The following is a 24,364-nucleotide window of genomic DNA, read 5'->3' as shown; positions in this document are numbered from 1 at the left end:
GTGTCTCACTTCGTGAGGAGAGGGGTGCCGTGGACGGCCTGTTCGTAGAGGGACATCAACTGCTGTGCGCTGCGCGCGATGTCGTAGCGGCGCGCGGCCTCGGGCTGCGGCAGCCGGGCGAGGCGGGCGTCCCGGATGCCGCGCAGCGCCGAGACCAGTTCGGGTACGGACGGGCCGATCCGCCGCGCGCCCGGCGCCGCGTCGGGCGGCAGGTCGTCGATCGCCGGGCAGGCCACGTACAGCACCGGAAGTCCGGCGGCCAGCGCCTCGACGACCGCGAGACCGAAGGCCTCGTCGGGGGAGGTGGAGACGAACACGTCCATCGCCGCGAGGAGCGACGGCAGGCCGGGGCCCGCGGACGTCACGGACGGCGGGTCCTCGCAGGCACCCGCGAGGAGCACCCGCCCGCCCGCCCCGCACTCCCGCGCCACGGCGAGCAGCCGCTCGCGCTCCTCGCCCTCCCCGACGAGCAGCAGCCGCGCCTCCGGCACCGCCGCCACCGCACGGACCAGCCGGTCGAAGCGCTTCCCGGGCGCGAGCCGCCCCACGCCGCCGACGACGAACGCGTCCTCCGGCAGCCCGAGCACCTTCCTCGTCATCCGCCGCTGGTCCTCGTCGTGGCCGAAGCGCTCCCGCTCGATGCCGTTCGGGACGACATGGATACGGGAGGGGGCCACGCCCCACTTCTCCAGGCGGCGGGCGACGCTGGGCGAGACGGCGACCGTCGACGTGCCCAGGCGTTCGGTGGCCCGGTACAGGGCGCGGGTGCCCGCCGACAGCGGCCGGCCCTCGATCTGGGTGTCGCCCAGGGAGTGCTCGGTCGCGAGAACGGCCCGTACCCCCGCGAGACGGGCGGCGATCCTGCCGTACACGCAGGCCCGGTAGAGATGCGTGTGGACCAGGTCGTACCGGCCCCGGCGGACGATCCCGGCGAGCCGGGGAAGCGCGCCGAGGTCCCGGTTGCCGGTCATGCCCAGATGCACGACCGGCACCCCGTCGGACACGATGCCGCGGGCGACGACGCCCGGGTTGGTGAGCGTGACGACCTCGCTCCGTACCGGCAGGTGGCGCAGCAGCAGCCTCAGCTGCTGCTCGGCGCCGCCGATGCCGAGACCGGTGATGATGTGCAGCACCTTCACGAGAACTCCTGGACGAGATTGCTCGGCCGGCGGCGGCGCAGCGGATGCAGGACCCGCTTGGCCGTGAGGCGCCAGGGCGTGTCCTGCTCGTCGATGTGGACACGGGGCAGGGCGTGCGCACAGGTCAGCGGGCCGGGGTCGATGGCACAGCCGTAGCGGTAGCCGGCGTCCCGTACCGCCGCGACCACGCGCTCGTCGACGTGTCCGTACGGGTAGCAGAAGCCGTCCACCGGAGCGCCGGTGATCTCCCGCAGGAGGTCGCGGCTGCCGCGTGTCTCCTCGGCGAGGGCCCCGTCGTCGAGGGTGGGCAGCGAGACGTGCCGCAGCCCGTGCGAACCGATCTCCATGCCGGCCTCCACCACGCGCAGGATGCCGTCCTCCGTCAGCAGGGACTTGCGCGGGCCGTCGCCGTCCCACGCGTTCTCGCCGCCGATGCGGCCGGGCAGCACGTAGACGGTGGCGGTGAAGCCGTGGCGGCGCAGCAGCGGGAGCGCCGAGTCGACGAAGTCGGCGTACCCGTCGTCGAAGGTGAGGCCGACGAGCCCCTTGGCCCGGCCGGCGGCGGTCGCGGCCAGCAGCTCCCGCACGGACACGCCGCGCAGCCCCCGGTCGTTCAGCCAGTGCAGTTGCCGGGCGAAGCGGACGGGGGAGACCGTCACCCGGTAGGGATCATCCGTGGGGTCGGCGATCGAGTGGTACATCGCCACCCACGGGGGCGGCTTCGGCAGCAGTCGACGAATCGCGGCGGCGCGAGGCGCCGTGGCAACGGGCATGGGCGAGCCTTCGTGATGCGGTGCGGGTGAGGGGTGGGATGTCCGGCGCCCGGGAGGCGCAGGCGAGGAAGACCAGGAAGACGGAGCCGGAGACGAGAGCGGCGACCGCGAGGGAGAGGAACGGGGGGTCGACCCACAGCGAGCAGAGCCAGCCGGCACCGGTGGCCCAGGCGGCGGCCGTGGCCAGCCGCAGGAGCCCTTCCCCGAGGTAGCGGATGCGGACCGGGATGGCCTGGCGGCGGGCGCCGAGCAGCAGCATCACGGCGGTCAGCGTGATGCCGAGGGCGTTGGCGGCGGCGATGCCGACGACGCCCCACAGCCCGGCGCCGAAGACTCCGGCGACGGCCGTCACGGCGAGACCGGCGGCCATCGCGGCCGCCGGGTACCAGAGCGGGTGGGCGGCGGAGAAGTAGCAGCGGACCAGTGTGCCGACCGTCGTCTGGCCGAGCAGACCGAGGGCGTAGACCCGCATCACGGCGGCGGTCGCGGCGGTGTCGTCCGCGTCGAAGGCACCGCGCTGGAAGAGGAGTTCGACGATCTGCGGTGCGGCGGCGATCACGACCGAGCTGCCGAGGAGGACGATGACGGCGGCCAGGAGCAGATCCCGCTCGACGCGGTGGCGGGCGCCGTCCGTGTCGCCCGCGGCCATGGCCCGGGCGACGACGGGGAAGCTGACCGTGCACAGCATCAGGGAGAGGATCATCGGCATCTGCGCGACCTTCTGCGCGTAGTTCAGATGCGAGATGGCGCCGGCGGGCAGGGGCGAGGCGAGGAAGCGCTCGATGAGGATCTGCGACTGCCGGGAGACCGCGAAGACGATGACGGGGGCGATGAGCCCCAGGACGAGGAGGCGTCCGTCGTTCCTCCTGGCCGGTCCGTCGCCCTTCGGTACGGGGCGGGCACGCAACTCCCTGACCAGGTACGGCGCTTGGACCGCCACCATCAGCGCGCCGCCGACGGCGACCCCGACGGCGGCGGCCCGCACGCCGAAGGGTTCGCGCAGCACCACCATCGCGCCGATGATCCCGACGTTGTACGCGACGTAGATGGCGGCCGGCGGGAGGAAGGAGCCGTGTGCCCGCAGCGCGGCCGAGCAGTAGCCGGCGAGTGCGAAGGTCAGCACGCAGGTCGCCGTCAGCCGGGTGCAGTCGATGGCGAGCCGCGGGTCCGGAAGGCCCGGCGCGAGTGCGCCGACGAGGACGGGCGCGGCGAGGACCAGGAGCCCGGCGACGGCGCTCATGGCGAGCGCCAGCCGGGGCAGCGTGGAGCGTACGAGCGTACGGACGGGGTCGCCGCCGCCCGAGAGGCCACCGGTGCGGCGGGCCAGGGCGCGGCTGAACGCGGGCACGAGGATCAGCGCCATCGCGTCCTCGATGAGCAGCGTCGAGGCGAACTCGGGCACGGTCCAGGCCACCAGGAACGCGTCGGTCTCGGCTCCCGCCCCGAAGAAGTGCGCCAGGATCTGGTCCCGTACGAGTCCGAGAAGGGCCCCCGCCGCCGTGAGACCCGCGGTCACGGCGGCGGCCCGCGCGAGGAACCGGCCGGGGGCGGAACGCCCCGGCGTACGCCGCGCGTGTGCCCCGCGCGGCGGCGTGGGCCGCTCGAACCGGTCCTCCCTCGTCCTGCTCGGGGGCGCGGTGCTGGGGCGGTACGAGGTCAGGGGTGGACGCGTCCGGGCTACGGCCGCGGGCGGAGCCATCGGCGCCGGGGACGCCGTTCCCGCCCAGCGCCAGCCGCCTCCCGCGTACGCGGAGTCCGAGCCCGGGCCAGGGCCGGGGCCGGAGCGGGGACCGGGACCGGAACCGAAGCGGGGGCCGGGGCCCGAGCCCGATGCCGAACCCGCTGTCGAGCCGGATGTCGAGGACGCGGTCGTCGCGTGGTCGCTCACGGACCACGGGTCCGCGGGCGCGACGGAACCCCCCTCGTGCTCACCCACCCCCGCGCCGGACCCCTGACCGGGGCTCTCCGGAGGCCGCCCGCGGTCCGTGGACTCCGGCTCCCCGCCCCAGGGGTCACGCACGCTTCACCTCCGCGAGCGACCACCACGCCGCGAGGCCGAACGCCACCGACATCAGGACCGTCGAGGGCCCGCCGATGTCCGCGTAGAAGAAGTCGATGAGCTGCCACGACAGCACCCCGACCGCGACGAGGGCGCAGTCCGCGCCCCGCCCGCCCGGCCCGCCCCGCACCCGCCGTCGCAGCGCGGCCACCAGCAGCGCCGCCCAGCTGCCCGCGAGCGCGAGGAGCCCCACCAGTCCCTGCTCGCTGAGCACCAGCAGGTACATGTTGTGCGGGGACAGCAGCGGCTGGCGCTGGAAGCCGGCGCCAGCACCCGCCGTGTCGCTGCCCGAGGACAGCGCGAGCGAGGCGTTCGAGTCGCGGTACTGCGGGAACCCCTTCAGACCCACCCCGGTCACCGGGTCCGCGCGCCACATCCGCCCGGCCGCGGCCCACATCGTGTACCGGTCCGTCACCGACTGGTCGGGCGCCGCCGTCACCTGCGTGATGCTGCCGACCCGCTCCTTCACCATCGTCGAACCCACGCCGAAGCCCCCGACCAGAACCACCGCGAGCGCGCCCACCACGAGCGCCACCCGCCCCGCCCGACGCGGCCCCGACAGCACCAGCTGGATCGCGCAGGCGAGCACCGTCGCGATCCACGCCCCGCGGCTGAACGAGAGCACCAGCGGCAGGAACAGCAGGCCCGCGCAGACCAGGGCCGCCGTACGCGTCCGTCCGCGCCCGCTGCCCAGCGCGATCCCGGTGACCACCATCAGGCCGTACGAGACGACCGTCGCCATCCCCATCACATCGGTCGGTCCGAACGTCCCCACCGCCCGGACGTCCTCGCCCATGTACGAGGCGCCCGTCCCCGTCACGTACTGCGTGACACCGACCGCGCCCTGCAGCAGTGCCAGGCCCACCAGCGCCCACGCGACCACCGCGAAGTCCCGCCGGTCACGCACCATCAGCACCACGGCCGCCGGGACGAGCACGAAGACCTGGAGGTAACGCGCCACGCCCGGCAGGCTCGTCGCCGGGTCGTTCGAGGTGATCGCCGCCAGACAGATCCCGAGGACCGGCAGCCCGAGGACGACCGCAGCCCCCCGGGTCAGCGGCCGGGCGCCACCGCGCACCACCCGCACCAGGGAGATCAGCACGAGCAGGCCCGAGGCCGCGTCCGCGAGCGTCCCCGTCCCCCCGGTGCCGCCCTCCGCACCACCGGCGGCCGGGACGAGCAGCAGCGCGATCACCGCCAGGACCGGCGACAGGGACCAGGCCCTGCGGGCCCAGTCCCGTACCTCCCACCGATCCGCAGCCGCCGGCACCGTCACGGCCGTCGCCATCATCAACTCCCCGCCGGTCGCAGCAGGCCGGCCGCCGTCCGCAGCAGAATGCGCACGTCCTGCCAGAGCGACCAGTGATCGATGTAGTGGTTGTCGAAGCGGCAGCGGTCCTCGATGGAGGTGTCCCCGCGCAAGCCGTGCACCTGCGCCAGACCGGTCAGCCCGACCGGCATCCGGTGGCGGTCCGCGTAGCCGGCGTGGATCCGGCTGAACTGTGCGACGAAGTACGGCCGTTCGGGCCGGGGCCCGACCAGGCTCATGTCCCCGCGCAGCACGTTCCACAGCTGCGGCAACTCGTCCAGGGAGCTGCGCCGCAGGAAGTTGCCGACCGCGCTCATCCGCCGGTCGTTGGCGACGCTCCACCGGGTCGCCGACTCGGCCTCGTCGGTCGGACGCAGCGTACGGAACTTCAGCAGCGTGAACAGACGGCCGTTCTGCCCCACCCGCTCCTGGCGGAAGAGCACCCCGGGCCCGTCGGCGAGCCGCACCGCCAGCGCGCACAGCAGCAGCACGGGCAGGGCGAGGGCCAGGGCGGGACCGGCCAGGGCCACGTCGAGCGCGCGCTTCGCGGTCAGCCCGCGCCGCTCGCCCAGCGGAACCAGCCGACGGCAGCCGTACCCCCACAGGTGGTCGCCCATCGGCCCTCCGTGCGGCTCGCCGCCCACCCGCCAGGTGGTGCAGCCGTAGTGCTGGAAGAGCGTCACCAGGTTGCCGTCCTCCACCAGGAAGATCGCGTCGCGCACGGTGTTCTGGATGACCGCCCGGTGGATCTCCTCGGCCGAGGAGAGGACGGGAAGGCCGGGCTCCCCGTCGGGCCGCGAGCCGACGATCCCGACCGGCCTGATGCCGTACTCCGGATGCTGCGCCACCGCCGCCGCGAACCGGCGCGCGGCCGCGGGCCCGCCCACGACCAACGCCGACCGCGGATGCGCCCGCGCGGCCCGGCGCCTGCGCGCGTGCACGGCTCCGCGGCCCGCGCACACGGCGACGAGATGGGTGGCGTACGCGGAACAGAGCGCGCCCGGGCCGATCGCCAGGGCGGGGGAGTACGCGGCGAGGACAGCCGCCCCGACGCACCACGCCACCGCGGCGCGGGCGGCGAGCGCGGGCAGCTCGTCCACTACGGACGTGAGGGGGCCGGGCCGGTGGAGCCCCGCGTACCCGTTGAGCAGGAGGGCGCATCCGGCGACCAGCAGGAACAGTCGGAGGGCGCGGTGCGGCTCGGGCAGCAGCGCCGCGGCGAGCAGCACGGCCAGGCCGTCGGCCGCGATCAGCGGTACGGCGGCCGTACGCAGCGGCGCCAGCCGGCGCGGTGGCAGGGCCAGCCGGTCCGACCTGCGGCGCGGCGGTGCGAGGGAGGTGCGCCCGGGCGCGTGGCCCTGGCCCGCCGAGGGCCAGGGGCCCGATGAGGAAGGGACGCTGGTGCTTTCCGTGGTCACGGCGAAATCGGCTCTCTGTGCTCGGTGCACCGCACTCCGGCCAGCTCGCGGTACACGTCCGCGACGGCCGCGCCGGTGCGCCGCACATCGAATCTGCTGAGTACGTGGTGGTGGGCCTGGCGGCCCAGGGATCGCCGCAGCTCCGGCCCGCCGAGAAGGCGGGCGACGGCGGCGGCGAGCGCGGCCGGGTCCTCGGGCGGGACCAGGCACAGGGGTTCGTGGCCGGGTGGCAGGCTCTCGCGCGCCCCGTCCACATCGCTGACCACGACCGGCCGGCCGCTCGCCATGGCCTCCAGGGGCGCGAGCGCCATGCCCTCCCACCGGGAGGGCAGCACGACCAGATCGGCCGCCCGGTACCACGGCGCCGTGTCGTCGACGGCCCCGGCGAACCGCACCGAGGGCGGCGCCGCGGCCCACAGCCGCTCACGGTCCGGGCCGTCACCGACAAGCACCAGCCGGGCCGTCGGGACCTCGGCGAGGACGGCGGGCCAGGCGGCGAGCAGAACGTCCTGCCCCTTCTGCCGGCAGAGCCGTCCCACACACACGACGAGGGGTCCCGCGCCGGCGAGGGACTCCGCGCCGCCGGGCGCGCCCGGCGCCGGGATGCCCGGGACCGGCGGGAGCGAGGCCCCGCGGGCCACCGGCCCGTCGGCGAACCGCGCCACGTCCACACCGTTGTGGATCACCGACCAGGCCGCCCGCACGCCCGCCTCCTCGCCGGTGCGGCGTTCGGCGTCGCTGACGCAGATGACCCGGTGCGTCCAGCGCGCCGCCCGGCGCTCCCAGAGCCCGGCCAGCGCGGCGACCGTTCCGTCGACCGCCTCGAAGGACCAGGCATGCGGCTGATACACCGTCGGGACACGTCCCCGCAGGGCGAGTCGGGCGCACAGCCCCGCCTTGGCGCTGTGCGCGTGGACCAGCGCGGGGCGGACCGTGCGGATCAGGCGCGCGAGGTCGCGGGTCTCCCGGACCAGGCGCGGACCCGGGTCGCGACCCGCCCGCCACGCGTGCAGTCCCGCGCCCTCGGCCCGGACGGCCGTGGCGAGCGGGGTGTCGGCGGGGCAGGCGACCTCGACGCGCAGTCCGGCGGCGAGCTGGGCACGGACCAGGTCGGTGACGACCCGTGCGACACCCCCGTCACCGGGCTGGACCGCGTGCAGCACGGTGAAGGAAGGGGAGTCCGACTCCTGTGGGGACCGCACGTCAGCGCCGGTCGTCTGCGTCGGAGTTGTGTCCCGGGCTGTTCTCGCCGTGCGCGGAAAGGACGGAATCGGAGAGCAGGGCCTTCTTCGGCCGGCTCGTTTCCACCCGCATATCGACGGTGTCCGAGGTGGCGAACAGCGCCGCCGGCCGAGCCGTACACGACGGGGCGTACAACAGACCGCGGCGCACAGCACGAACCGCTGAATTCCGCATACAGGTTCTCCGCTTTGATGAGAGAAGGAAGGGAAGACCCGTGAAGACCGGGAGAGAGGAAGGAGTCGGCCGTACGAAATGAGAGAACGCGCGACGGGACGGGAAGCAACGTTCCGGTCCGTTATAACCCTGATGCCGGGCGATAGTAAGCATGAGATGCCCGGTAACGCTAACTCCCGTATCCACTCGGCAGGTTCTTCGTTGAGCGTGTTGCGCCATTCCCGGCTCTCGCCCTCGAATGGCACTCCTATGGCCCAAAGATCGGTTGAACGTCACCCGTTCGGGAGAGCAACCCATGGAATGGCGAAGCGTTGTTGAGGGAGCGTGGCGAACCCGTCCGCGCAGACCGTCCGATGCGACTGGTCCGAACACAATCGAGGAGCGTTTCTCCATGTCCCGAATCGCGAAGGCCGTAGTCCTGTCCGTGGGTGTCGCCGCGTCCGTCGCGGGTGCCACCGGCGTCGCCGCTGCCGACTCGCACGCGGAGGGCGCGGCCGTGGGCTCCCCGGGCATCCTGTCCGGCAACGTCGTCCAGGTTCCGGTCCACGTGCCGATCAACCTCTGCGGCAACACCGTCACCATCATCGGCGCCCTGAACCCGACCTTCGGCAACACCTGCGTCAACGCCTGATCTCGCACGTCGGATCGTGGTCCTTCCGAGGCCGGCCCGCCGCCCCTTCCCGGGTGCGGCGCGCCGGCCTTCCGCTCGTTCGGACGCACCCTCGTGCGCCGCCCGGTGCAACGGCGTACGCCCCCCGGAGGACCAGGTCAGCGGGTGGGATTCACTCGAACGGAGGTGTGGCGCTCCGTAGTTCTTCCGTTGCGGAGCGCTATAGCCGCAGGCACGGTAGGTGGCGTAGTTGTCCGACGCATACGGAAAAGGAACATTCATGCGTCTCCTGGGTTCAAGCCGCCTCACCGCCCTGGCGATAACCGCCGTCATCACCCTCGGTACGGCGGGACCCGCCGTCGCCGACGAATCCGCCCCGTCCCGCCCGGCCGCCGCGTCCGTGCAGGCCGTCCCCGCCGGGGAGGCGGATGCGCTCCAGGCGAAGATCGACGCGGCGGTCGCCGCCGCGAAGGCCGCTTCGCTCCCGGAGGCCGAGGCCGCCGACGGGAGGGCCGCACCCGCCGACCTCGTGTCCGACGTCCTCGCCACCGTCCAGAAGGCGGTCGCCGATCTGCTGGCCGCGGTCTCCGGCGGCGCTACGGGTGTGGTCCCGCAGGTCACATCGACCCTGACCTCACTGGTCGACCAGCTCCTGGGGACCGTCCTCGGCGGTAACCCGCTCCCGGCGGAACTTCCGGCCACCGCGCCCCAGGCGCCGGCCGCCGCCCCGCCCGTCCGGTAGCCGCGACCCCACCCTCCGCGCCGTGCCGCCCGATCGACCGCCGGGCGGCACGGCGCGCGGGTATTCGATCGTCAGATATGACCGGCTCTCATCAATCGGGTGCGGCGACGAGAAATCCTTCCGCCCGGAGTTTCCGGGGAGCGGGCGTCTCGTTACAGAAGGTGGAACGACGTGCGGGATTTCTCCAAGAGGACTGCACAGCAAGCTATTTGCTTGCAATGACGCCATAGAGGAAGGACTCGTTTCATGAAGCCCACCAAGGTTGCCGCGGTCGTCGCCGGTTCTGTGATGGCTCTGGGTGCCGCCGCGCCCGCCATGGCCGCCGAGTCGATGGCGATCCCCTCCAGCCTGGACGGTGGTCTCAGGGCGGTCACGGACGAGGGCCTGAAGACGGACGCGCTGAGCAGCACCACGGACGGTTCTGTCGTCAAGACCGTCGGTGACACCGCGAACCAGGTGAACGAGGCGACCCAGAGCGCGTCGCTGCTCGGTGGCCTCCCGGTCGGCGGCTGACGGAGCCACCCGCGGTACCGCTCCACCGCGCACGCCTCCCGCGCGGACGACCGCGACCCGCGGTCTCGCCCCTCCCGGATCACCCCCTCGCTCCGCCGCCGGGCGGACGCTTCCCGCCGACGCAGGGCGGCCACCCGTGGTGATCGGCCGATTGAATGATTTTCTCTTCGGCCGCCGTGTGGCCCCGGCTCCGCGCAGCACCCCGCTCCTTACGCTCTCGCCAACCCACCACGGAAGGTTGGCCCATGGAGAGACCGAGGACGGCGGCGCGCGACACGCGCCCGCGGCCTGCGTCGCATCCACCCGGTGTTCCTGAGCCCTCCGTTCCGTAACCAGTCCGTCAGCGACTGACGCACTGAGTGCGCGGACAGGCCGGTCGGAGCGAGGGGGGTACCCCACCGGTCTCTCCCTTTCTCCAGAGGAAGAGCGGTATGCGATCCATCATGAGCAGGAAGCTGTTCACCGCCGCGGCCGCGACGGGCATCCTGTCGCTGACCGGAGGCTTCGCCGTGGCGGCGAACTCCCCGGGCGGTACGGGCGATTCACCCGCCCCCGGCACCGGTCACCACCTTCAGGCCCCCCTTCCCGCGCATCTGTGCGGCGACTCCGCGCAGCTCGACGACTTCGCTGCCGACGTGGTGGACGACGTCTGCGCCCCGACGGACGACGACGAGCCCGGCGGCTACGGCGACGACGACACCCCCGACGACGAGCACCAGACCCCGAAGCCCCCGGGTGAGAACCCGGACCACCCGGGAACGCCGGACCACCCGGGGAACCCGGATCACCCCGGGACGCCGGATCACCCGGGCACCCCGGATCACCCTGGCACCCCTGGTAACCCAGACCACCCGGGCACCCCGGATCAGCCCGGTACTCCGGACCACCCCGGCACCCCCGGCAACCCGGACCACCCGGGGACGCCGGATCATCCCGGCGCCCCCGGCAACCCGGACCACCCGGGGACGCCGGACCACCCCGGCACGCCCGGGAACCCGGACCACCCCGGCAACCCGGACCACCCGGGAACCCCGAAGCCTCCGACCAAGCCTCCGACGACCCCGGACAAGCCGACCCCGGACAAGCCGACCCCCGACAAGCCGACGCCGACCCCGCCGTACCCGGACGGGCCGGGTGAGTGCGAGAAGCCCGAGCCGGGTGAGGAGCCGGAGCCGGGGTGTGAGGAGCCGACGACTCCCACCACGCCGCCGTCCACGCCGACCAAGCCTCCGGTCACCCCGGACAAGCCCGAACTCCCCGACACCGGGAGCGACCCCGCCCTCATGGGCGCCGCTGGGGTCAGCGCCGCTCTCCTCGTCGGCGGCACGCTCATGTACCTCCGGGCCGGACGCCTCGTGCGCGCCGGACGTCCGGAGCGCCGGCACTGACGCGCCATGCTGACATAGCGTCAACCGAGGCCCTCACCGTCACCGGTGAGGGCCTCCGGCGTTGCTGCAATCAGGCGAATTCTGCGACGTCACCCCTGGCGCAGTCGTTCTCAGAGCGCAGCACCACAGCACCGTCGTCACTTGCTCTGAAGGGCGTAACGCAGTCATGAATCTGCGATCTCAAGCCGGCATGGGAATCCTCATGACCGCTCTCGCCTCCGCGGCCATGGCCGCCCCCGCGACCGCCGCCGAGGCACCGGTGATCGTGCCGCTCCAGGGTCTCGAGCCGGCCATCCCGATGGACGCCCCCTCGGTGGCCACCGGGGTCCCGCTGCCCGTGCCCGGAGGACCCACCGGCTTCCACGAGGGGCAGGCCCGCGGACTGCCGGACGTCACCCTGCCGCGGGTGCCGGTCGCCAGCACCTTCCCGAAGACCCTCGTCGAAGCCCCCCTGCCCGAGGTCATCGAGGGCAGCACGCCCGGAACGGCCGCGCTCACCGCCCCCCGCTCGCCCCTGCACGCGACCACCCCCGGCGCCATCGTCGGCAACCCCGTCGGTTTGCCGCGCGGCGACCGGTTCGGACTGCCCGACTTCGCCCCGCCGGAGGCCGGCGTTCTCACCCCCGCGGTGACCGGAGCGCTGGACTCCCAGGCGGGTCTGGCGCAGCCGACGGCCTGAGGTGGCCTTTTGTGCGACCAATGACCCGGCGGGTGAAGACACGATTCTTCCCCGCCACCCGAGGGGTCGTTGCTCGTTACAACAGAAGGCTGTCGCATGGCCGTGGCCCGCAGATCCAGGGGGTCGCTCCGTCGTATCCGACGGCGGGTCGCCCATTGATCTGCGGGCCTTCCCCACGTCAACTTCATCCCGTCCGGCCCAAAGGCCGTGACCCCTGCGCCATTTCGGCGTTGAACGGAAACGTCGGCCGTGATTCTCGCGGTCGTCTTTCCACGTCCAAGGAGTTCTTGATGTCTCGCATCGCGAAGGCTGCCGCTGTTCTCGCCGGCACGGGTGCCGTGGCCCTCAGCGGAGCCGGCCTGGCCGTCGCCGACTCGGGCGCCCAGGCCGTCGCCGCCGCCTCTCCCGGTATCGGCTCCGGCAACGTCGTTCAGGTTCCGGTCCACATCCCGATCAACCTGTGCGGCAACACCGTGAACGTCATCGGTCTGATCAACCCCGCGTTCGGCAACCAGTGCGCGAACGTCGACGGGAACCACGGCGACCACCGCGACGGTGGCTACGGCGGCTGATCCCCACCGGCAACACCGAGCGGCCCCCCGGCAGTCCAGCCGGGGGGCCGCTCCCGTGCGTGCCCCCTACGCGTAGCGGTAGATCCCGCTGTGGTCGAGCATCTCGGCCGGGGTGACACCCCAGGGGCCCATCTTCTCGTCGCGGGCCGCGATCCGGCGGTACTGCGAGTCGCCCAGCTCTGGCGGCCGGGTGGGCAGATAGCCGGCCCGCGGGTTGCGCTGCTGCCAGCGTGACCAGAGCAGATCGACGAAGGAGTGGTGGAGCCAGAAGACCGGATCGTTGACGGAGGCACCGCCGAGCATCAGACCGCCGACCCAGCGGTGCACCCGGTTGTGGATACGGAAGCGGTCGTTGCCCCGGCCCGGGGCCCAGCCCTCCAGCCGGTTGCGGAACCCCGATTCGCTCGTCGAGTTCCAGGGCGCCACGTCGTACACCGTCTCCCGCATCACCTCGTCCAGCTCTGCCTTCGTCGGCAGCGTGATCGGGTCCCGGGGGCGGCCGAAGTCCCTGGTCAGGAAGCGGCCCTCGGTCATGGCGTGCTTCACGGTCCAGCGTCCGCGCCCGTAGGCGAACGGGCCGGTCACCACCTGGAGGTCGCTGCGACGCCCGTTGCCGCCCATGAAGTCGTCGCTCCACAGCGAGGCCGCCGGGGTGTTGTCCCGGGTCCAGTCCCAGTACGGCACGGTGACCGTCGGGTCGATGCGGCGCAGCTCCCGCTCGAACTCCAGCAGGAACTTGCGGTGCCAGGGCAGAAAGCTGGGCGTCATGTGGGCGACCCGAAGACGCTGGTCCCCGTCGGCGACGTAGTAGTCGATGTGCGTACGGACGAAGTCGTCGTACTTACCCCGGCGCTTGAGCTCCAGGACGGCGGCGACGAACTTCTTCCGCTCGGCGCTCGTCAGATCGCGCTGGTTCTTACGTGTGTACGCCACGCGGGCTCCCTCCCGGACGGGCACCGTGGGCGGCGGCGAAGCGGGTCAGCCGCGCGGACCCCAGCTCGTCCACGGCCGCGCGGGTGGCCGCCAGTGGTGTCGGATAGGTCTGGTAGTGATCGATGGGGGTGAGGTAGCCGCCGTCCGCGCAGCGCATCAGATGCAACGGCCTGCCGTCGACCAGGATTTCCGGCACCCCGGCCTGGGTGATGCGGGCCTGGATGCGGCGCCCCCCGTACATCTCGTCGAAGAGATCGGCGGAGCGGTCGTCCGCGGGGACGGGCCCTCCGGAGGGTGTGGTGGCGATACGGGCCAGCGCACCGCCCGTGAAGGCGGCGACGGCCACGGTGAAGAGGGACCGCAGTGCGACGCGGCGCGGGACGATCATGAGCGATCTCCTGGTGGTCGACAAATGCCCCCTGGGACAACGAGAAAAACGCGGCTTCGTTGCGGGGGAAATGGCAGCCGGGTGAATACCGGCCGATCGAGTGAATTCGGCGCGGGGCGGCGGGCACGGGACCACTAGCATCCGGACCCATGACTTCTTCCAATGTGGTTTCCGAGGCGCGCAGCGTCTCTCCGGATGTGGTTGCCGGGTCGCGCAGCATCTCTCCGTTGGGGACCCTCGCGGCGGTCTTCTGGACCACCGGCCCCACCGATGACAAGCCGGCCGCGCCGTATCTGATGGTGTATTCGCTCGGCAACGGCAGCGAAGGTCGCGAGGCCGGTGAAGAAGCGATGCGGGCGGCCGTGGAGGGCATGGGCCTGCCCGTCGGCGGGCCGGTGATCGACGCGTCGAAGGAGTCCCGGGTCGACGCCCACCTCCTCGTCGAGGCTCAGCAGGCGGTCCTCACCCTGCCGTTCCTCAAGGTCCAGTGCGCGGTGCCGGCGGAGTGGGACGCGGCCGCCAGGGAACTCGGTCACGCCTACCTGATCTGCTCCGTCCGCCCCTGGCCCGAGGTCCCGCCCGGCGGGACGGTTTCGGAGGAGCAGCTGCGGACCTTCTTCGCTGGCGAGGAGCCCCTGGCGGGCGCGGGACACGTCGTGCTGCCGGTCCGGCGGCTGCAGGGCTGAGCGGGGAGGGGGCGGCGTCATGGCGACGACCGACGTACGGGGCGGGGTGCCGGGGCAGCGGCAGGAGGGGTCCCGGGAGGACACCGGGGCCATCGGTGGAAGCCGTGCCCTCGGTCTGCTGCTGATGATCACCGGGGTGGCCGGGGTGCTGGCCGCCTGGGTCATCACGATCGACAAGTTCAAGCTCCTGGAGGATCCGAACTTCCAGCCGGGCTGCAGCCTCAACCCGATCGTGTCCTGCGGCAACATCATGAAGAGCGAGCAGGCGGCGGTGTTCGGCTTCCCGAACCCGATGCTCGGTCTCGTGACGTACGGGATGGTCGTCGCCATCGGCGCCGGGCTCCTCGCCGGAGCCCGCTACCGGCGCTGGCACTGGCTCGGACTGAACGCCGGGATGCTGTTCGGCGTCGGGTTCTGCACCTGGCTGATGCACCAGTCGCTGTACGAGATCAACTCGCTCTGCCTCTGGTGCAGTCTGGCCTGGGCTGCCACGATCGTCATGTTCTGGTACGTGACCTCGCACAACGTCCGTACGGGCGTGCTGCCGGCGCCCGCCGCGGTGAAGGGGTTCTTCGAGGACTTCACCTTCGCGCTGCCCGTCCTGCACATCGGGATCATCGGGATGCTGATCCTGACCCGATGGTGGGACTTCTGGACCAGCTGACGTGACCCCCCTCTCCTGGCCGCGGGCCGCACTGATCGTGCTGCTCGCGGCCGTTGCCGCGCTGGTCCTCCTCCAGGACCGGATCGCGCCGGGCTCCCGGCACCGCGCGGACCCGGTCGCCCCCGTCCCGGCGCCGCTCACCGTGGCGTCGGGCTTCTTCACCGGCTCCGACGAGACCGGGGTGCGGCGCATCGCCGAGGTGCAGCGCTGGCTCGGCGGCGCGTCGCTGACCGTCGGGCACACCTACCTCCCCGGCGACCGCTGGTCCAACATCGAGGGCCACCCTGCGCTCTTCGAGCCCTGGGCGCGGTGGAAGGAGGAGCGGCCGGGGCGGCTCTTCGTCCTGAACGTTCCGCTGCTCGACCGCAGCGAGGAGGGGCTGTCGGACACCGAGGTCCGGGCCGGGCTGCGGCGCGGTGCGGCCGGGGCGTACGACGCTCACTTCCGCACCCTGGGCGAGCGGCTGGTCGCCCACCGGCTCGCCGACGCGGTGCTCGTCCTGGGCTGGGAGATGAACGGCACCACCTACAGCCACCGCTGCGGTCCGGACCCCGAGAGCTGGAAGGCGTACTGGCGGCGGGTCGTGGGCGTGCTGCGCCAGGTGCCCGGGCAGCGGTTCCGCTTCGACTTCACCGCGAGCCGGGGGCGGGACGCGGTGGAGTGGCCGCGCTGCTACCCGGGCGACGCGTACGTCGACATCATCGGACTCGACGCCTACGACCAGCCCGAGGGGCTCTCCTTCGACGAGCAGGTGACGGAGGAGTTCGGGCTCGCGCACCACGTGCGGTTCGCGGCGGAGCACGGCAAGCCCGTCTCGTACCCGGAGTGGGGTCTCTTCCGCAACGGGGACAACCCGGTGTACGTACGGGGGATGCTCGACTGGTTCGCGCGGTACCGGCCGGTGTACCAGACGTTCACCGACTACTGCCCGCACGGGGTGTGGGCGTGCGCCGACAATCCCGAGTCGGGCCGGGTCGTCAGGGGAGCGCTCGGAGCGCCAGACCGCCCTTGAGGGTGTCGATGGTCCGGTCGAGCAGAAGGTTCAGCTCGTGCGGGCGCTGTCCGTGTTCCGCCCAGTAGACGGTCGCCTCGCGCAGCGCGCCGAGCGCGGCCGCGCAGAAGACCCGTACCTCCAGGTCGTCCGCCTCCCGGCCGGTCCGGTCGGCGACCGCCCCGGCCAGGCGCTGCGCGGTCTCGGCGGTCGTCTCGGTGAGCCGGGCGCGGACGGCGGGGATGTCGACCAGGAGCCGGGCGCGCACCAGGCTCTCCCGGGGCCCGTCGGCCAGGGCCTGCGACACCGCCTCGCTCACCACGGCCCGCAGCGACTCCAGCGGATCCTCGTCGACCGGGCGGGCCCGCAGGCGCGCCTCCCAGAGATCGTCGTCGTCGCCGCTGAGGAGGATGTCCTCCTTGACCGGGAAGTAGCGGGCGACGGTGCTGGGGGAGACCTCGGCCGCCGCCGCGATCTGCTCGGTCGTCGTCGACTCCCACGACTGCTCGTCGAGGAGGCGGTACGCGGCCCGGCGGATCGCGGCGCGGGTCTTGATCTTCTTGCGTTCCCGCAGGCTGAGCGGTGCTGGGGGGCTCCCCACGCCTCCGGGCGCGGGGGGAGTGTCGGCGGCCATGGCCGTCATTGTGCGGGTCATCCGTGCTGGTAGGCCACCAGCGAGATCCCGATGTAGTGGACGATGAAGGCCGCCAGGGTCAGGGAGTGGAAGACCTCGTGGAAGCCGAACCAGCGCGGGGACGGGTTCGGCCGCTTCAGGCCGTAGATGACCCCGCCCGCGCTGTAGAGCAGTCCGCCGACGACGACGAGGACGAGGACGGCGACGCCGCCGGCCCGCATGAAGTCGGGCAGGAAGAAGACCGCGGCCCAGCCCATCGCGATGTAGCAGGGCGTGTACAGCCAGCGCGGAGCGCCGACCCAGAAGACCCGGAAGGCGATACCGGCCACGGCGGCGACCCAGACCGCCCACATGAGCGGCCGCCCGGTGGAATCGGGGAGAAGGAGCAGCGTGAGCGGGGTATAGGTGCCCGCGATGATCAGAAAGATGTTGGCGTGATCCAGGCGCCGCAGGATGGCCTCGCCGCGCGGTCCCCAGGTGCCGCGGTGGTACAGCGCGCTGATGCCGAAGAGCAGACAGGCGGTGAGGACGTAGACGCCACAGGCGATCCGGGCCCGCGGCGAGCCCGCCAGAGCGACCAGAACCACACCCGCGACGATCACGGCGGGGAACATCCCGGCGTGCAGCCAGCCTCTGAGCCGGGGCTTCACGAACTCTTCGATCTCGGTGACCGACGGCATGGCTGAAGTCATGGGTCGATGCTACCTACGCCCCCGTAGGCCACTGAAAGGAGTGGCGATGCTCACGTGGGCGGCCCTCTGGACATATGGGCACATGCGTCGGATGATCAAATGAGTGCGGTCGGCACCGGATGAGCGCGAGCGTCTCCACACGAGAAGCATCCGGGTCGCAGCCCCCAAGGGGCCTACATCTAAAAACCCCTCATCAAGGAGCAATCGTGGCGCGCGACAACGCGGCTCCCACCACCCTTCCGACCCAGCACCAGGAGCTGATCTCCTGGGTGAACGAGATCGCGGCGATCACTCAGCCGGACGCCGTGGTCTGGTGCGACGGATCCGAGGCCGAGTACGAGCGCCTCTGCGAGGAGCTCGTCGCCAAGGGCACGTTCAAGAAGCTCGACCCGACGCTGCGGCCCAACTCGTACTACGCCGCCTCCGACCCGTCCGACGTCGCGCGCGTCGAGGACCGGACCTTCATCTGCTCCGAGAAGGAGGAGGACGCGGGCCCGACCAACCACTGGAAGGCGCCGGCGGAGATGAAGGAGATCTTCGCGGGTGAGCAGGGTATCTTCCGGGGCTCGATGCGTGGCCGCACCATGTACGTCGTGCCCTTCTGCATGGGCCCGGTCGGCTCGCCGCTCTCCGCGATCGGCGTCGAGATCACCGACTCCGCGTACGTCGCCGTCTCCATGCGCACCATGACCCGCATGGGACAGGCCGTCCTCGACGAGCTGGGCACCGACGGCTTCTTCGTCAAGGCCGTCCACACCCTCGGCGCGCCGCTCGCCGAGGGCGAGGCCGACGTGCCGTGGCCCTGCAACACCACCAAGTACATCTCGCACTTCCCCGAGAGCCGCGAGATCTGGTCGTACGGCTCCGGCTACGGCGGCAACGCCCTGCTCGGCAAGAAGTGCTACGCCCTGCGCATCGCGTCCGTCATGGCGCGCGACGAGGGCTGGCTCGCCGAGCACATGCTGATCCTCAAGCTCACCCCGCCGCAGGGCGAATCGAAGTACGTCGCCGCCGCGTTCCCGTCCGCCTGTGGCAAGACCAACCTCGCCATGCTGGAGCCCACGATCTCCGGCTGGACGGTCGAGACCATCGGTGACGACATCGCCTGGATGCGCTTCGGCGAGGACGGCCGCCTCTACGCGATCAACCCCGAGGCCGGCTTCTTCGGCGTCGCGCCCGGCACCGGCGAGCACACCAACGCCAACGCCATGAAGACCCTGTGGGGCAACGCCGTCTTCACCAACGTCGCGCTGACCGACGACGGCGACGTCTGGTGGGAGGGCATGACCGAGGAGGCGCCCAAGCACCTCACGGACTGGAAGGGCAACGACTGGACCCCGGACTCCGAGACCCCGGCGGCCCACCCCAACGCCCGCTTCACCGTCCCCGCCTCGCAGTGCCCCATCATCGCGCCGGAGTGGGAGGACCCGAAGGGCGTGCCGATCTCGGCGATCCTCTTCGGCGGCCGCCGCGCCTCGGCCGTGCCGCTGGTCACCGAGTCCTTCGACTGGAACCACGGCGTCTTCCTCGGCGCGAACGTCGCCTCCGAGAAGACCGCCGCCGCCGAGGGCAAGGTCGGCGAGCTGCGCCGCGACCCCTTCGCCATGCTGCCGTTCTGCGGCTACAACATGGGCGACTACATGGCGCACTGGGTCAAGGTCGGCGCCGGTGCCGACCAGGCCAAGCTGCCGAAGATCTACTACGTGAACTGGTTCCGCAAGAACGACGCGGGCAAGTTCGTCTGGCCCGGCTTCGGTGAGAACAGCCGCGTCCTGAAGTGGATCGTGGAGCGCCTGGAGGGCAAGGCCGAGGGCATCGAGACCCCGATCGGCATCCTGCCGACCGTCGAGTCCCTCGACACCGAGGGCCTTGACCTGCCGGCCGAGGACCTGGAGTTCCTGCTCAAGGTCGACCGCGAGGTCTGGCGCGAGGAGGCCGCCCTGGTCCCCGAGCACCTCAACACCTTCGGTGACCACACCCCCAAGGAGCTGTGGGACCAGCACCGCGCGCTGGTCGAGCGCCTGGGCTGAACCCACCCCGCAGACTCGTGACGGGTCGCCCCGAACACCGCCCTGACCAGTGGGGTCACGAACGGCTCGTCACGACGCACACCGGCCCCCCGAAGCCCCCTCACGGTTTCGGGGGCCGGTGTCTTTCCGTACGCCCCTCCAGGTACGCGGTGTGCGTGTGCTGGCGCACCTCGTCCGCGTCCTGGAGGGCGCGGACGATCTCGCCGGCCTCGTCGTGCAGCGCCGCCAGCTGGCGTTCGAGGTGACGCTCGGGGGGCTCCGACCCCGGCGCGACGCGGGTCCACCACCGGGTCCGTACGAAGGCGTCCACCGCCTCCGGGACGTCCTGGCGCACCGCGCGGGCCAGCACGTGCAGATGCTCCGGATCGCTGACCCGGCCCGGGGCCAGGAGCGTCTCGACCAGGGCGTCCAGTGCGGCGAGGCGACCGGCAGCGGCGGGCGGCAGCTCGATCTCCGCGAGATAGCCGCGCAGGGTCGCCACGTCCGCCCGCAGGGCGTCGAGCTGTTCCGCGGCATCGGGGAACGCCGGCGCCGGCGGCCGCTCGGGCGGCGCGATCAGCGCGCCCGCCCCGTACAGTCCGGCCACGACCACGGGCCACAGGGAGCCGGCCGCGCCGGTGAAGGTGAGGGCCAGACCGACGACTCCGCAGGCGCTGCCGGTGAGGTTCTTCCGCGATTCGAGGTACCGCAGGACCGGGTTACTGGTAGCCACGGATCTCCTCGAACGCTCCGTCCAGCGAGCCCTGGGTGGCGTCGAAGAGCCGGCCGCCGGTCAGGGTCGCGATGTGCTCCAGAGCGGCGCGGTCGGAGTCCCCGAAGAGGATCGGGAAGACCGGCGTCCGCTGCCGCGCGGGCGGCAGGTCCCCGTAGAAGGAGTCGAACGCGGAGGCCGGGTCGCCGTCGGTGTTCTGGCCGTCCGTCATCAGCACGACCGAGGTGAAGGTGTTGTCGCCGTCGGGGGCGGCACCGAGGTGCTCGTACGCCTCCTTCAGGCTGGAGTAGATCGCGGTGCCGCCCGAGGCGGACAGCCGCGCCGCGTCCGCGCGGATCGCGTCGAGCGCGGCCTTGGGGGAGGCCGGGTCGACCGTGTGCGTCCGCACCTCGGGCGTCTTCACGGCCGAGCCGAACGGCATCAGCGTGACCACCTCGCGGTCCCGGAAGTCCCCGGTCAGCTCGGCGAGCGCCGCCTTCAGCCGGGAGAGCCGCTCGCCCGCCATGGACCCGGAGGTGTCGAGGACGTAGACGGTACGGGAGGGGCGCCGGAGCTTGTTCTCGTACGCGTCGAGGAGGCCGTCGGCGACGGACCGGCTGCCGGGGAAAGGCAGTTCGCGCCGCTGGTCGGCGGTGAGGGGCCGCGCGAGCCGGACGCCGGGGACGACCGGGCGGCGCAGGGTCCGCTCGGTGATCATCCGCTGGACGGCCGGGGTGCGGAGATGGGCGGTGAGGTCCGCGGCCGACTGCTTGGCCTCCGCGCTCGCGGAGGTGAGGAGGGTGAAGGGGTAGTCGGCGGTGACGACACCGTCGGCGGGGCGGACGACCGTGATCTTCTCGCCCATGGTCAGCAGTACGGACTCGTAGTTGATCAGCGCGTCGACGTCGGGGCGGCGGGACCAGGCGGTGGCCAGCCACCCGGAGGAGCCCGAGGTCAGCTGCTGGCCCCCGAAGAAATCCTTGAGCTTCGGTGTGGCGGCGGCGACGTCCTTCTCGGTGAGGGCGGACTGGGCGCCGGAGAGGCCCGAGGCGACGGAGACGAGGGCGGAGAAGCCGGAGTTGGAACGGGCCGGGTCCGTCATGCCGTAGCCGAGCTTCTTCTCGGCGACGGCCTGGTGGATCTGCGACCAGGTGACCTTGGCGGGGTCCCAGCCGAGGGCCGTCACGGCGCCCGGGCGGAGGCCGAGGGCCACCGGGGAGGTCATGATCGGCGTCTCGCCGGTGATCTTCTTCGCGGTGTCGGGGCGCAGCCGCAGGTAGTCGTTGGAGGAGAGCCACACCGCGTCGTACGACCTCTCCGCCGCACCCGATGCGATCTGCCCGACGGCGTCGAGCGTGCCGGCGTAGGTGGGGCGGACGGTGACCCCGGTCGCCTTGCGGGCCTCGTCGAGGACGGGCTGCATGTCGGCGAGCTCGGAGGAGGCGAGGACGCGCAGCGTGCGGGGCGGGTGCGGCTGCCCGCCGCCGCTGTCACCGCCGTCATCGCCGTCGCCGGGTCCGGTGGTGCAGGCGGCGGTGAGAGCCACCGACGCGGCGAGCGCGAGCGCGAGCCGGGCGGTGCGTCTCGGGCGGGGGGCCGGGCGCGTCATCCCGCGCCCCCTTCCAGCGCGCCCGTGCGGCGGGTGCGGTCCAGGTAGGCGCTCGCGGTGTGGAGCTCGGCCGTCAGGGATTCGATCGTCGCCGCCATGGACTCGGTCGCCTGCACCTTGTACGTGTCGATGGCGTCGAGCGTCCGGTAGATCTGCTGGAACGCCGTGCGCAGCGTCTCCGCGCCGACCGCCGGGTCCGCGGCGATCCGCTGGATCTCGCCGCTCTGGGTCGCCAGCATCTCCGCGTTGCCGCGGATCAGGTCCTCCGTCGTCGAGCGCAGTACGTTGACCTGCTCGGCCACCTTCCGCTGGTTCTCCAGCGCGGAGGAGAGCATCACCGCGATCCGCAGCGCGGAGACCGTCGTCGTCGCCGCCCTCTCGACGCCCTTGATCAGCTCGTCGTTGTTGCGGCGGACGACGTCCATCGCCAGGTATCCCTGTGCGCAGACGGCGAGCTGGGTCAGCAGGTCCTGGTGCTTCTGGCGGACCGGGAAGAGGACGTCGGAGCGGAGCGCGTCCGCCGCCGTGGGGTCCGCGGTCAGCGCGATGCGCTCCTCGACGGCCGCGTCGAGGGCCTCGGTGAGCACCGCGTACTCCTGGAGCTTGCCCATGGTCTCCCAGAGCCGGGCGCGCTCGGTCTGCAGCGCTGCGTTGTCGCGGCGCAGTTCGTCCTGGCCGCCGCGCAGGGAGCCGACGATCCGGTTCAGGGTGCCCTGGGAGGAGGCGTACTTCGCGACGTGGTCGCGCAGCTTGTTGCCGCCCGGCAGCTTGGACAGCAGCCGCCTGGCCCCCTTGCCGGGGGTGTCGCGCGGGTCGAGGTCCTCCACGGTGCGGCGCAGCTCCACGAGGGAGGAGCCGACCCGGGACTGGGCGTCGCCGCCGCCGTCCGCCAGCGAGCGGACGGTGCGGTCGAGCATGCGGTTCGACTGCGCCGCGGCGCTGCGCATCTCACCGGCGCCGAGGGTGGCGATCTCCCCGATGCGGCCCGCGAACTCGGGCGAGCGGGTGTCGAGTCCGGCGAGGGATCCGACGTACTCGACCGCGCGGCGGGTCATCTCCGTGCGGACGGACTCGTCGAGCGGGACGAGCCCGGAGGCCTGTTCGGTACGGATCGGGGCGACCGGATCGGGCGGGGTGAGGATCAGTGGTGTGTCGGGCGTGGTCATGCGGGGTCCCCCTGGGTACGGGCCCGCCGCGCCATCTCGTGCAGCACCTCGCTGGTGGGCACGGGCGCCTGGCGGACTCCGGTCATGGTCTGGTTGAGGCGGTCCTTGAGGGCCGCGGTCGCGGCCGTGAACTCGGCGGCGGCGCCCTGCGGGCGGAAGCCGTGTCCCACCGCGAGCTCGCGCAACCGCTTGTCGGAGGTGAGGAGTTCGCCGAGCGCACGGCCGTGGTCGGAGAGCGGGACGAGCGTGTGGTCGCTGATCACCGTGGTGTCGGGGTAGAGCACCACCAGGTCGCCCAGGTCCCGCTTCGCCAGGAGAGGGGAGGCGACCTGGGACTCGTACACGAGCACCAGCGGGTTGCCGACGCCGCTGACGAAGTCGCGGAAGGGGGCGTCCGAGCCGGACTGCTGGGCGCCCTGCACCTGGATCAGTTTGCGCATCAGCGGCGCGGTCCGGTCCACGGCCGCCTTGTCGCCGGCGACCTTGCCGCCGTCGGCGACGTAGCTCGCCGCGGCGAGGTAGAGCGCGCCGGAGTTGGAGGCGACCGGGTCGGTCGACGTGATGAAGACCGTGCCGCTCAACTCCGGGTGCCCGGCGGCCCCCTTGAGCTGCTGCCAGGTCCGGTCGGCCCGCGCGGCCTCCAGGTACGGCCCCATGCGCAGGGTGCCCGTGCGGCCCCCGGCGCCGAGGGTGACCAGGCCGTTGTCGGCGAGGACCTTGGCGGCGCCGCTGTGGGCGACGACGACCAGGGGCGAGTAGAAGGGCCGCAGCACGGCGCCCTTCGCCTTCGTCCGGGCGCGCAGCTCGTCGGCCGGGGCCTTGGAGGCCGGGAACACGAAGTCGTAGCCGTCGAGCGGCAGTTTCTCCATGTCCCAGGACCCGGAGGTCTCCGCCTTCACGGTGAAGCCCTTGTCGGCCAGGGCCTTCACCACCTCGGGATCGGCGAAGAACTCCGCCTTCTCCGATCCGATCACTCCTCGCACGGTCTTCGTTGCCGTGCCCTTGTCCTTGTCGCCGCCCGCCACGAGGGCGACGGCCACGCCGCCGAGGAGCAGGGCGGCCAGGACGATTCCCAGAATCCGTCTCACGCGGGCAGAGTGCTCGCGGAAGCCCACATTCCAGGGCGAGTTGGGTGGACGGCGGGTGAAGTGCCGATCCCGGTACGGAACCGGAGCGCGGGCTCCCGCGGTCCGGGCGCGAGCAGGCGCCGGGGGTGGGGGGAGCCGGGCCGGGCGCGAGCAGGCGCCGGGGGCGGGGGGAGC

General features: G+C 72.5%; 24 protein-coding genes. 10 read left to right on the top strand and 14 right to left on the bottom strand.

Annotated elements, in window-relative coordinates; all coding sequences use genetic code 11:
* Positions 1-5: 5 nt before the first annotated feature.
* From ACZ4VW_RS02650 to ACZ4VW_RS02625, 6 genes are all read right to left on the bottom strand, one after another.
* A complete protein-coding gene (locus tag ACZ4VW_RS02650) occupies positions 6-1,139 on the bottom strand; it encodes a glycosyltransferase (protein WP_467957634.1) in 1,134 nt (377 codons plus the stop codon).
* On the bottom strand, positions 1,136-1,840 hold the full coding sequence (locus ACZ4VW_RS02645; RefSeq protein ID WP_467958149.1) for a polysaccharide deacetylase family protein: 705 nt from the start codon (positions 1,838-1,840) through the stop codon (positions 1,136-1,138). The genes ACZ4VW_RS02650 and ACZ4VW_RS02645 overlap by 4 nt, the downstream gene beginning before the upstream one ends.
* On the bottom strand, positions 1,809-3,611 hold the full coding sequence (gene murJ, locus ACZ4VW_RS02640) for a murein biosynthesis integral membrane protein MurJ (protein WP_467957632.1): 1,803 nt from the start codon (positions 3,609-3,611) through the stop codon (positions 1,809-1,811). Before murJ ends, ACZ4VW_RS02645 begins: the two co-directional genes overlap by 32 nt.
* A 313-nt stretch (positions 3,612-3,924) precedes the next feature.
* Positions 3,925-5,259 carry an O-antigen ligase family protein gene (locus tag ACZ4VW_RS02635; protein WP_467957630.1) on the bottom strand — a complete coding sequence of 445 codons (1,335 nt, stop codon included), beginning with the start codon at positions 5,257-5,259 and terminating at the stop codon, positions 3,925-3,927.
* A gap of 2 nt (positions 5,260-5,261) precedes the next feature.
* Complete coding sequence (locus ACZ4VW_RS02630) at positions 5,262-6,698, bottom strand: sugar transferase (RefSeq protein ID WP_467957628.1); 1,437 nt, start codon at positions 6,696-6,698, stop codon at positions 5,262-5,264.
* Positions 6,695-7,900: a glycosyltransferase gene (locus ACZ4VW_RS02625; RefSeq protein ID WP_467957626.1), complete on the bottom strand. Its 1,206-nt coding sequence runs from the start codon at positions 7,898-7,900 to the stop codon at positions 6,695-6,697. Before ACZ4VW_RS02625 ends, ACZ4VW_RS02630 begins: the two co-directional genes overlap by 4 nt.
* A gap of 605 nt (positions 7,901-8,505) precedes the next feature.
* Between ACZ4VW_RS02625 and ACZ4VW_RS02620 the strand changes: the two genes are divergently transcribed.
* The 6 genes from ACZ4VW_RS02620 (at position 8,506) to ACZ4VW_RS02595 (ending at position 12,618) form a co-directional block, all read left to right on the top strand.
* Positions 8,506-8,745 (top strand): chaplin, encoded by a 240-nt coding sequence (locus ACZ4VW_RS02620; RefSeq protein ID WP_467957624.1) that lies wholly within the window; start codon positions 8,506-8,508, stop codon positions 8,743-8,745.
* Between the two features lie 259 nt (positions 8,746-9,004).
* A complete protein-coding gene (locus ACZ4VW_RS02615; protein ID WP_467957622.1) occupies positions 9,005-9,466 on the top strand; it encodes a hypothetical protein in 462 nt (153 codons plus the stop codon).
* 246 nt (positions 9,467-9,712) lie between these two features.
* The gene (locus ACZ4VW_RS02610) at positions 9,713-9,979 is read left to right on the top strand and encodes a hypothetical protein (protein WP_467957620.1); all 267 of its coding nucleotides are present in this window, start codon (positions 9,713-9,715) and stop codon (positions 9,977-9,979) included.
* A 443-nt stretch (positions 9,980-10,422) separates the two neighbouring features.
* Positions 10,423-11,367 carry an LPXTG cell wall anchor domain-containing protein gene (locus ACZ4VW_RS02605; RefSeq protein WP_467957618.1) on the top strand — a complete coding sequence of 315 codons (945 nt, stop codon included), beginning with the start codon at positions 10,423-10,425 and terminating at the stop codon, positions 11,365-11,367.
* Between the two features lie 202 nt (positions 11,368-11,569).
* Positions 11,570-12,046 carry a hypothetical protein gene (locus ACZ4VW_RS02600; RefSeq protein WP_467957616.1) on the top strand — a complete coding sequence of 159 codons (477 nt, stop codon included), beginning with the start codon at positions 11,570-11,572 and terminating at the stop codon, positions 12,044-12,046.
* 290 nt (positions 12,047-12,336) lie between these two features.
* Positions 12,337-12,618 (top strand): chaplin, encoded by a 282-nt coding sequence (locus ACZ4VW_RS02595; RefSeq protein WP_467957613.1) that lies wholly within the window; start codon positions 12,337-12,339, stop codon positions 12,616-12,618.
* A 66-nt stretch (positions 12,619-12,684) separates the two neighbouring features.
* Here ACZ4VW_RS02595 and ACZ4VW_RS02590 read toward each other — a convergent pair whose 3' ends face one another.
* Positions 12,685-13,551 (bottom strand): tyrosinase family protein, encoded by an 867-nt coding sequence (locus ACZ4VW_RS02590; protein WP_467957611.1) that lies wholly within the window; start codon positions 13,549-13,551, stop codon positions 12,685-12,687.
* Complete coding sequence (locus ACZ4VW_RS02585) at positions 13,535-13,939, bottom strand: tyrosinase family oxidase copper chaperone (protein ID WP_467957609.1); 405 nt, start codon at positions 13,937-13,939, stop codon at positions 13,535-13,537. Before ACZ4VW_RS02585 ends, ACZ4VW_RS02590 begins: the two co-directional genes overlap by 17 nt.
* Positions 13,940-14,166: 227 nt before the next feature.
* Here ACZ4VW_RS02585 and ACZ4VW_RS02580 point away from each other — a divergent pair, with 227 nt between their 5' ends.
* The 3 genes from ACZ4VW_RS02580 to ACZ4VW_RS02570 are packed head-to-tail and all read left to right on the top strand — an operon-like array spanning position 14,167 to position 16,301.
* Entirely contained in the window at positions 14,167-14,625 is a 459-nt protein-coding gene (locus ACZ4VW_RS02580; protein ID WP_467957607.1) for a DUF5949 family protein, read from the top strand.
* A 19-nt stretch (positions 14,626-14,644) separates the two neighbouring features.
* Positions 14,645-15,289: a vitamin K epoxide reductase family protein gene (locus ACZ4VW_RS02575; RefSeq protein ID WP_467957605.1), complete on the top strand. Its 645-nt coding sequence runs from the start codon at positions 14,645-14,647 to the stop codon at positions 15,287-15,289.
* Between the two features lies 1 nt (position 15,290).
* Positions 15,291-16,301 carry a glycoside hydrolase family 26 protein gene (locus ACZ4VW_RS02570; RefSeq protein ID WP_467957603.1) on the top strand — a complete coding sequence of 337 codons (1,011 nt, stop codon included), beginning with the start codon at positions 15,291-15,293 and terminating at the stop codon, positions 16,299-16,301.
* On the opposite strand, the gene ACZ4VW_RS02565 is transcribed toward ACZ4VW_RS02570, so the two are convergent.
* Both ACZ4VW_RS02565 and trhA read right to left on the bottom strand, forming a co-directional pair.
* A complete protein-coding gene (locus ACZ4VW_RS02565) occupies positions 16,267-16,914 on the bottom strand; it encodes a TetR/AcrR family transcriptional regulator (RefSeq protein WP_467957601.1) in 648 nt (215 codons plus the stop codon). The two genes, ACZ4VW_RS02570 and ACZ4VW_RS02565, sit on opposite strands and share 35 nt — an antisense overlap.
* A 17-nt stretch (positions 16,915-16,931) precedes the next feature.
* On the bottom strand, positions 16,932-17,606 hold the full coding sequence (gene trhA / locus ACZ4VW_RS02560) for a PAQR family membrane homeostasis protein TrhA (RefSeq protein ID WP_467957599.1): 675 nt from the start codon (positions 17,604-17,606) through the stop codon (positions 16,932-16,934).
* Positions 17,607-17,812: 206 nt separating this feature from the next.
* On the opposite strand from trhA, the gene ACZ4VW_RS02555 reads away from it, so the two are divergent.
* Positions 17,813-19,636: a phosphoenolpyruvate carboxykinase (GTP) gene (locus ACZ4VW_RS02555; RefSeq protein ID WP_467957597.1), complete on the top strand. Its 1,824-nt coding sequence runs from the start codon at positions 17,813-17,815 to the stop codon at positions 19,634-19,636.
* A 100-nt stretch (positions 19,637-19,736) separates the two neighbouring features.
* Here the strand turns inward: ACZ4VW_RS02555 and ACZ4VW_RS02550 are convergent, their stop codons facing one another.
* Genes ACZ4VW_RS02550 through ACZ4VW_RS02535 form a run of 4 tightly spaced genes read right to left on the bottom strand, consistent with a single transcriptional unit; the run spans position 19,737 to position 24,217 of the window.
* Positions 19,737-20,348: a hypothetical protein gene (locus ACZ4VW_RS02550; protein ID WP_467957595.1), complete on the bottom strand. Its 612-nt coding sequence runs from the start codon at positions 20,346-20,348 to the stop codon at positions 19,737-19,739.
* Positions 20,335-21,936, bottom strand: a complete 1,602-nt coding sequence (locus ACZ4VW_RS02545; RefSeq protein WP_467957593.1) for a substrate-binding and vWA domain-containing protein — start codon at positions 21,934-21,936, stop codon at positions 20,335-20,337. Before ACZ4VW_RS02545 ends, ACZ4VW_RS02550 begins: the two co-directional genes overlap by 14 nt.
* A complete protein-coding gene (locus ACZ4VW_RS02540) occupies positions 21,933-23,102 on the bottom strand; it encodes a toxic anion resistance protein (RefSeq protein ID WP_467957591.1) in 1,170 nt (389 codons plus the stop codon). The genes ACZ4VW_RS02545 and ACZ4VW_RS02540 overlap by 4 nt, the downstream gene beginning before the upstream one ends.
* Positions 23,099-24,217, bottom strand: a complete 1,119-nt coding sequence (locus tag ACZ4VW_RS02535) for a hypothetical protein (protein WP_467957589.1) — start codon at positions 24,215-24,217, stop codon at positions 23,099-23,101. The genes ACZ4VW_RS02540 and ACZ4VW_RS02535 overlap by 4 nt, the downstream gene beginning before the upstream one ends.
* Positions 24,218-24,364 lie beyond the last annotated feature (147 nt).

It is taken from the genome of Streptomyces sp. NPDC029139, assembly GCF_055564335.1.
The sequence above is the reverse complement of the archived record's forward strand: the minus strand, read 5'-3'. Positions and strand labels throughout refer to the sequence as shown.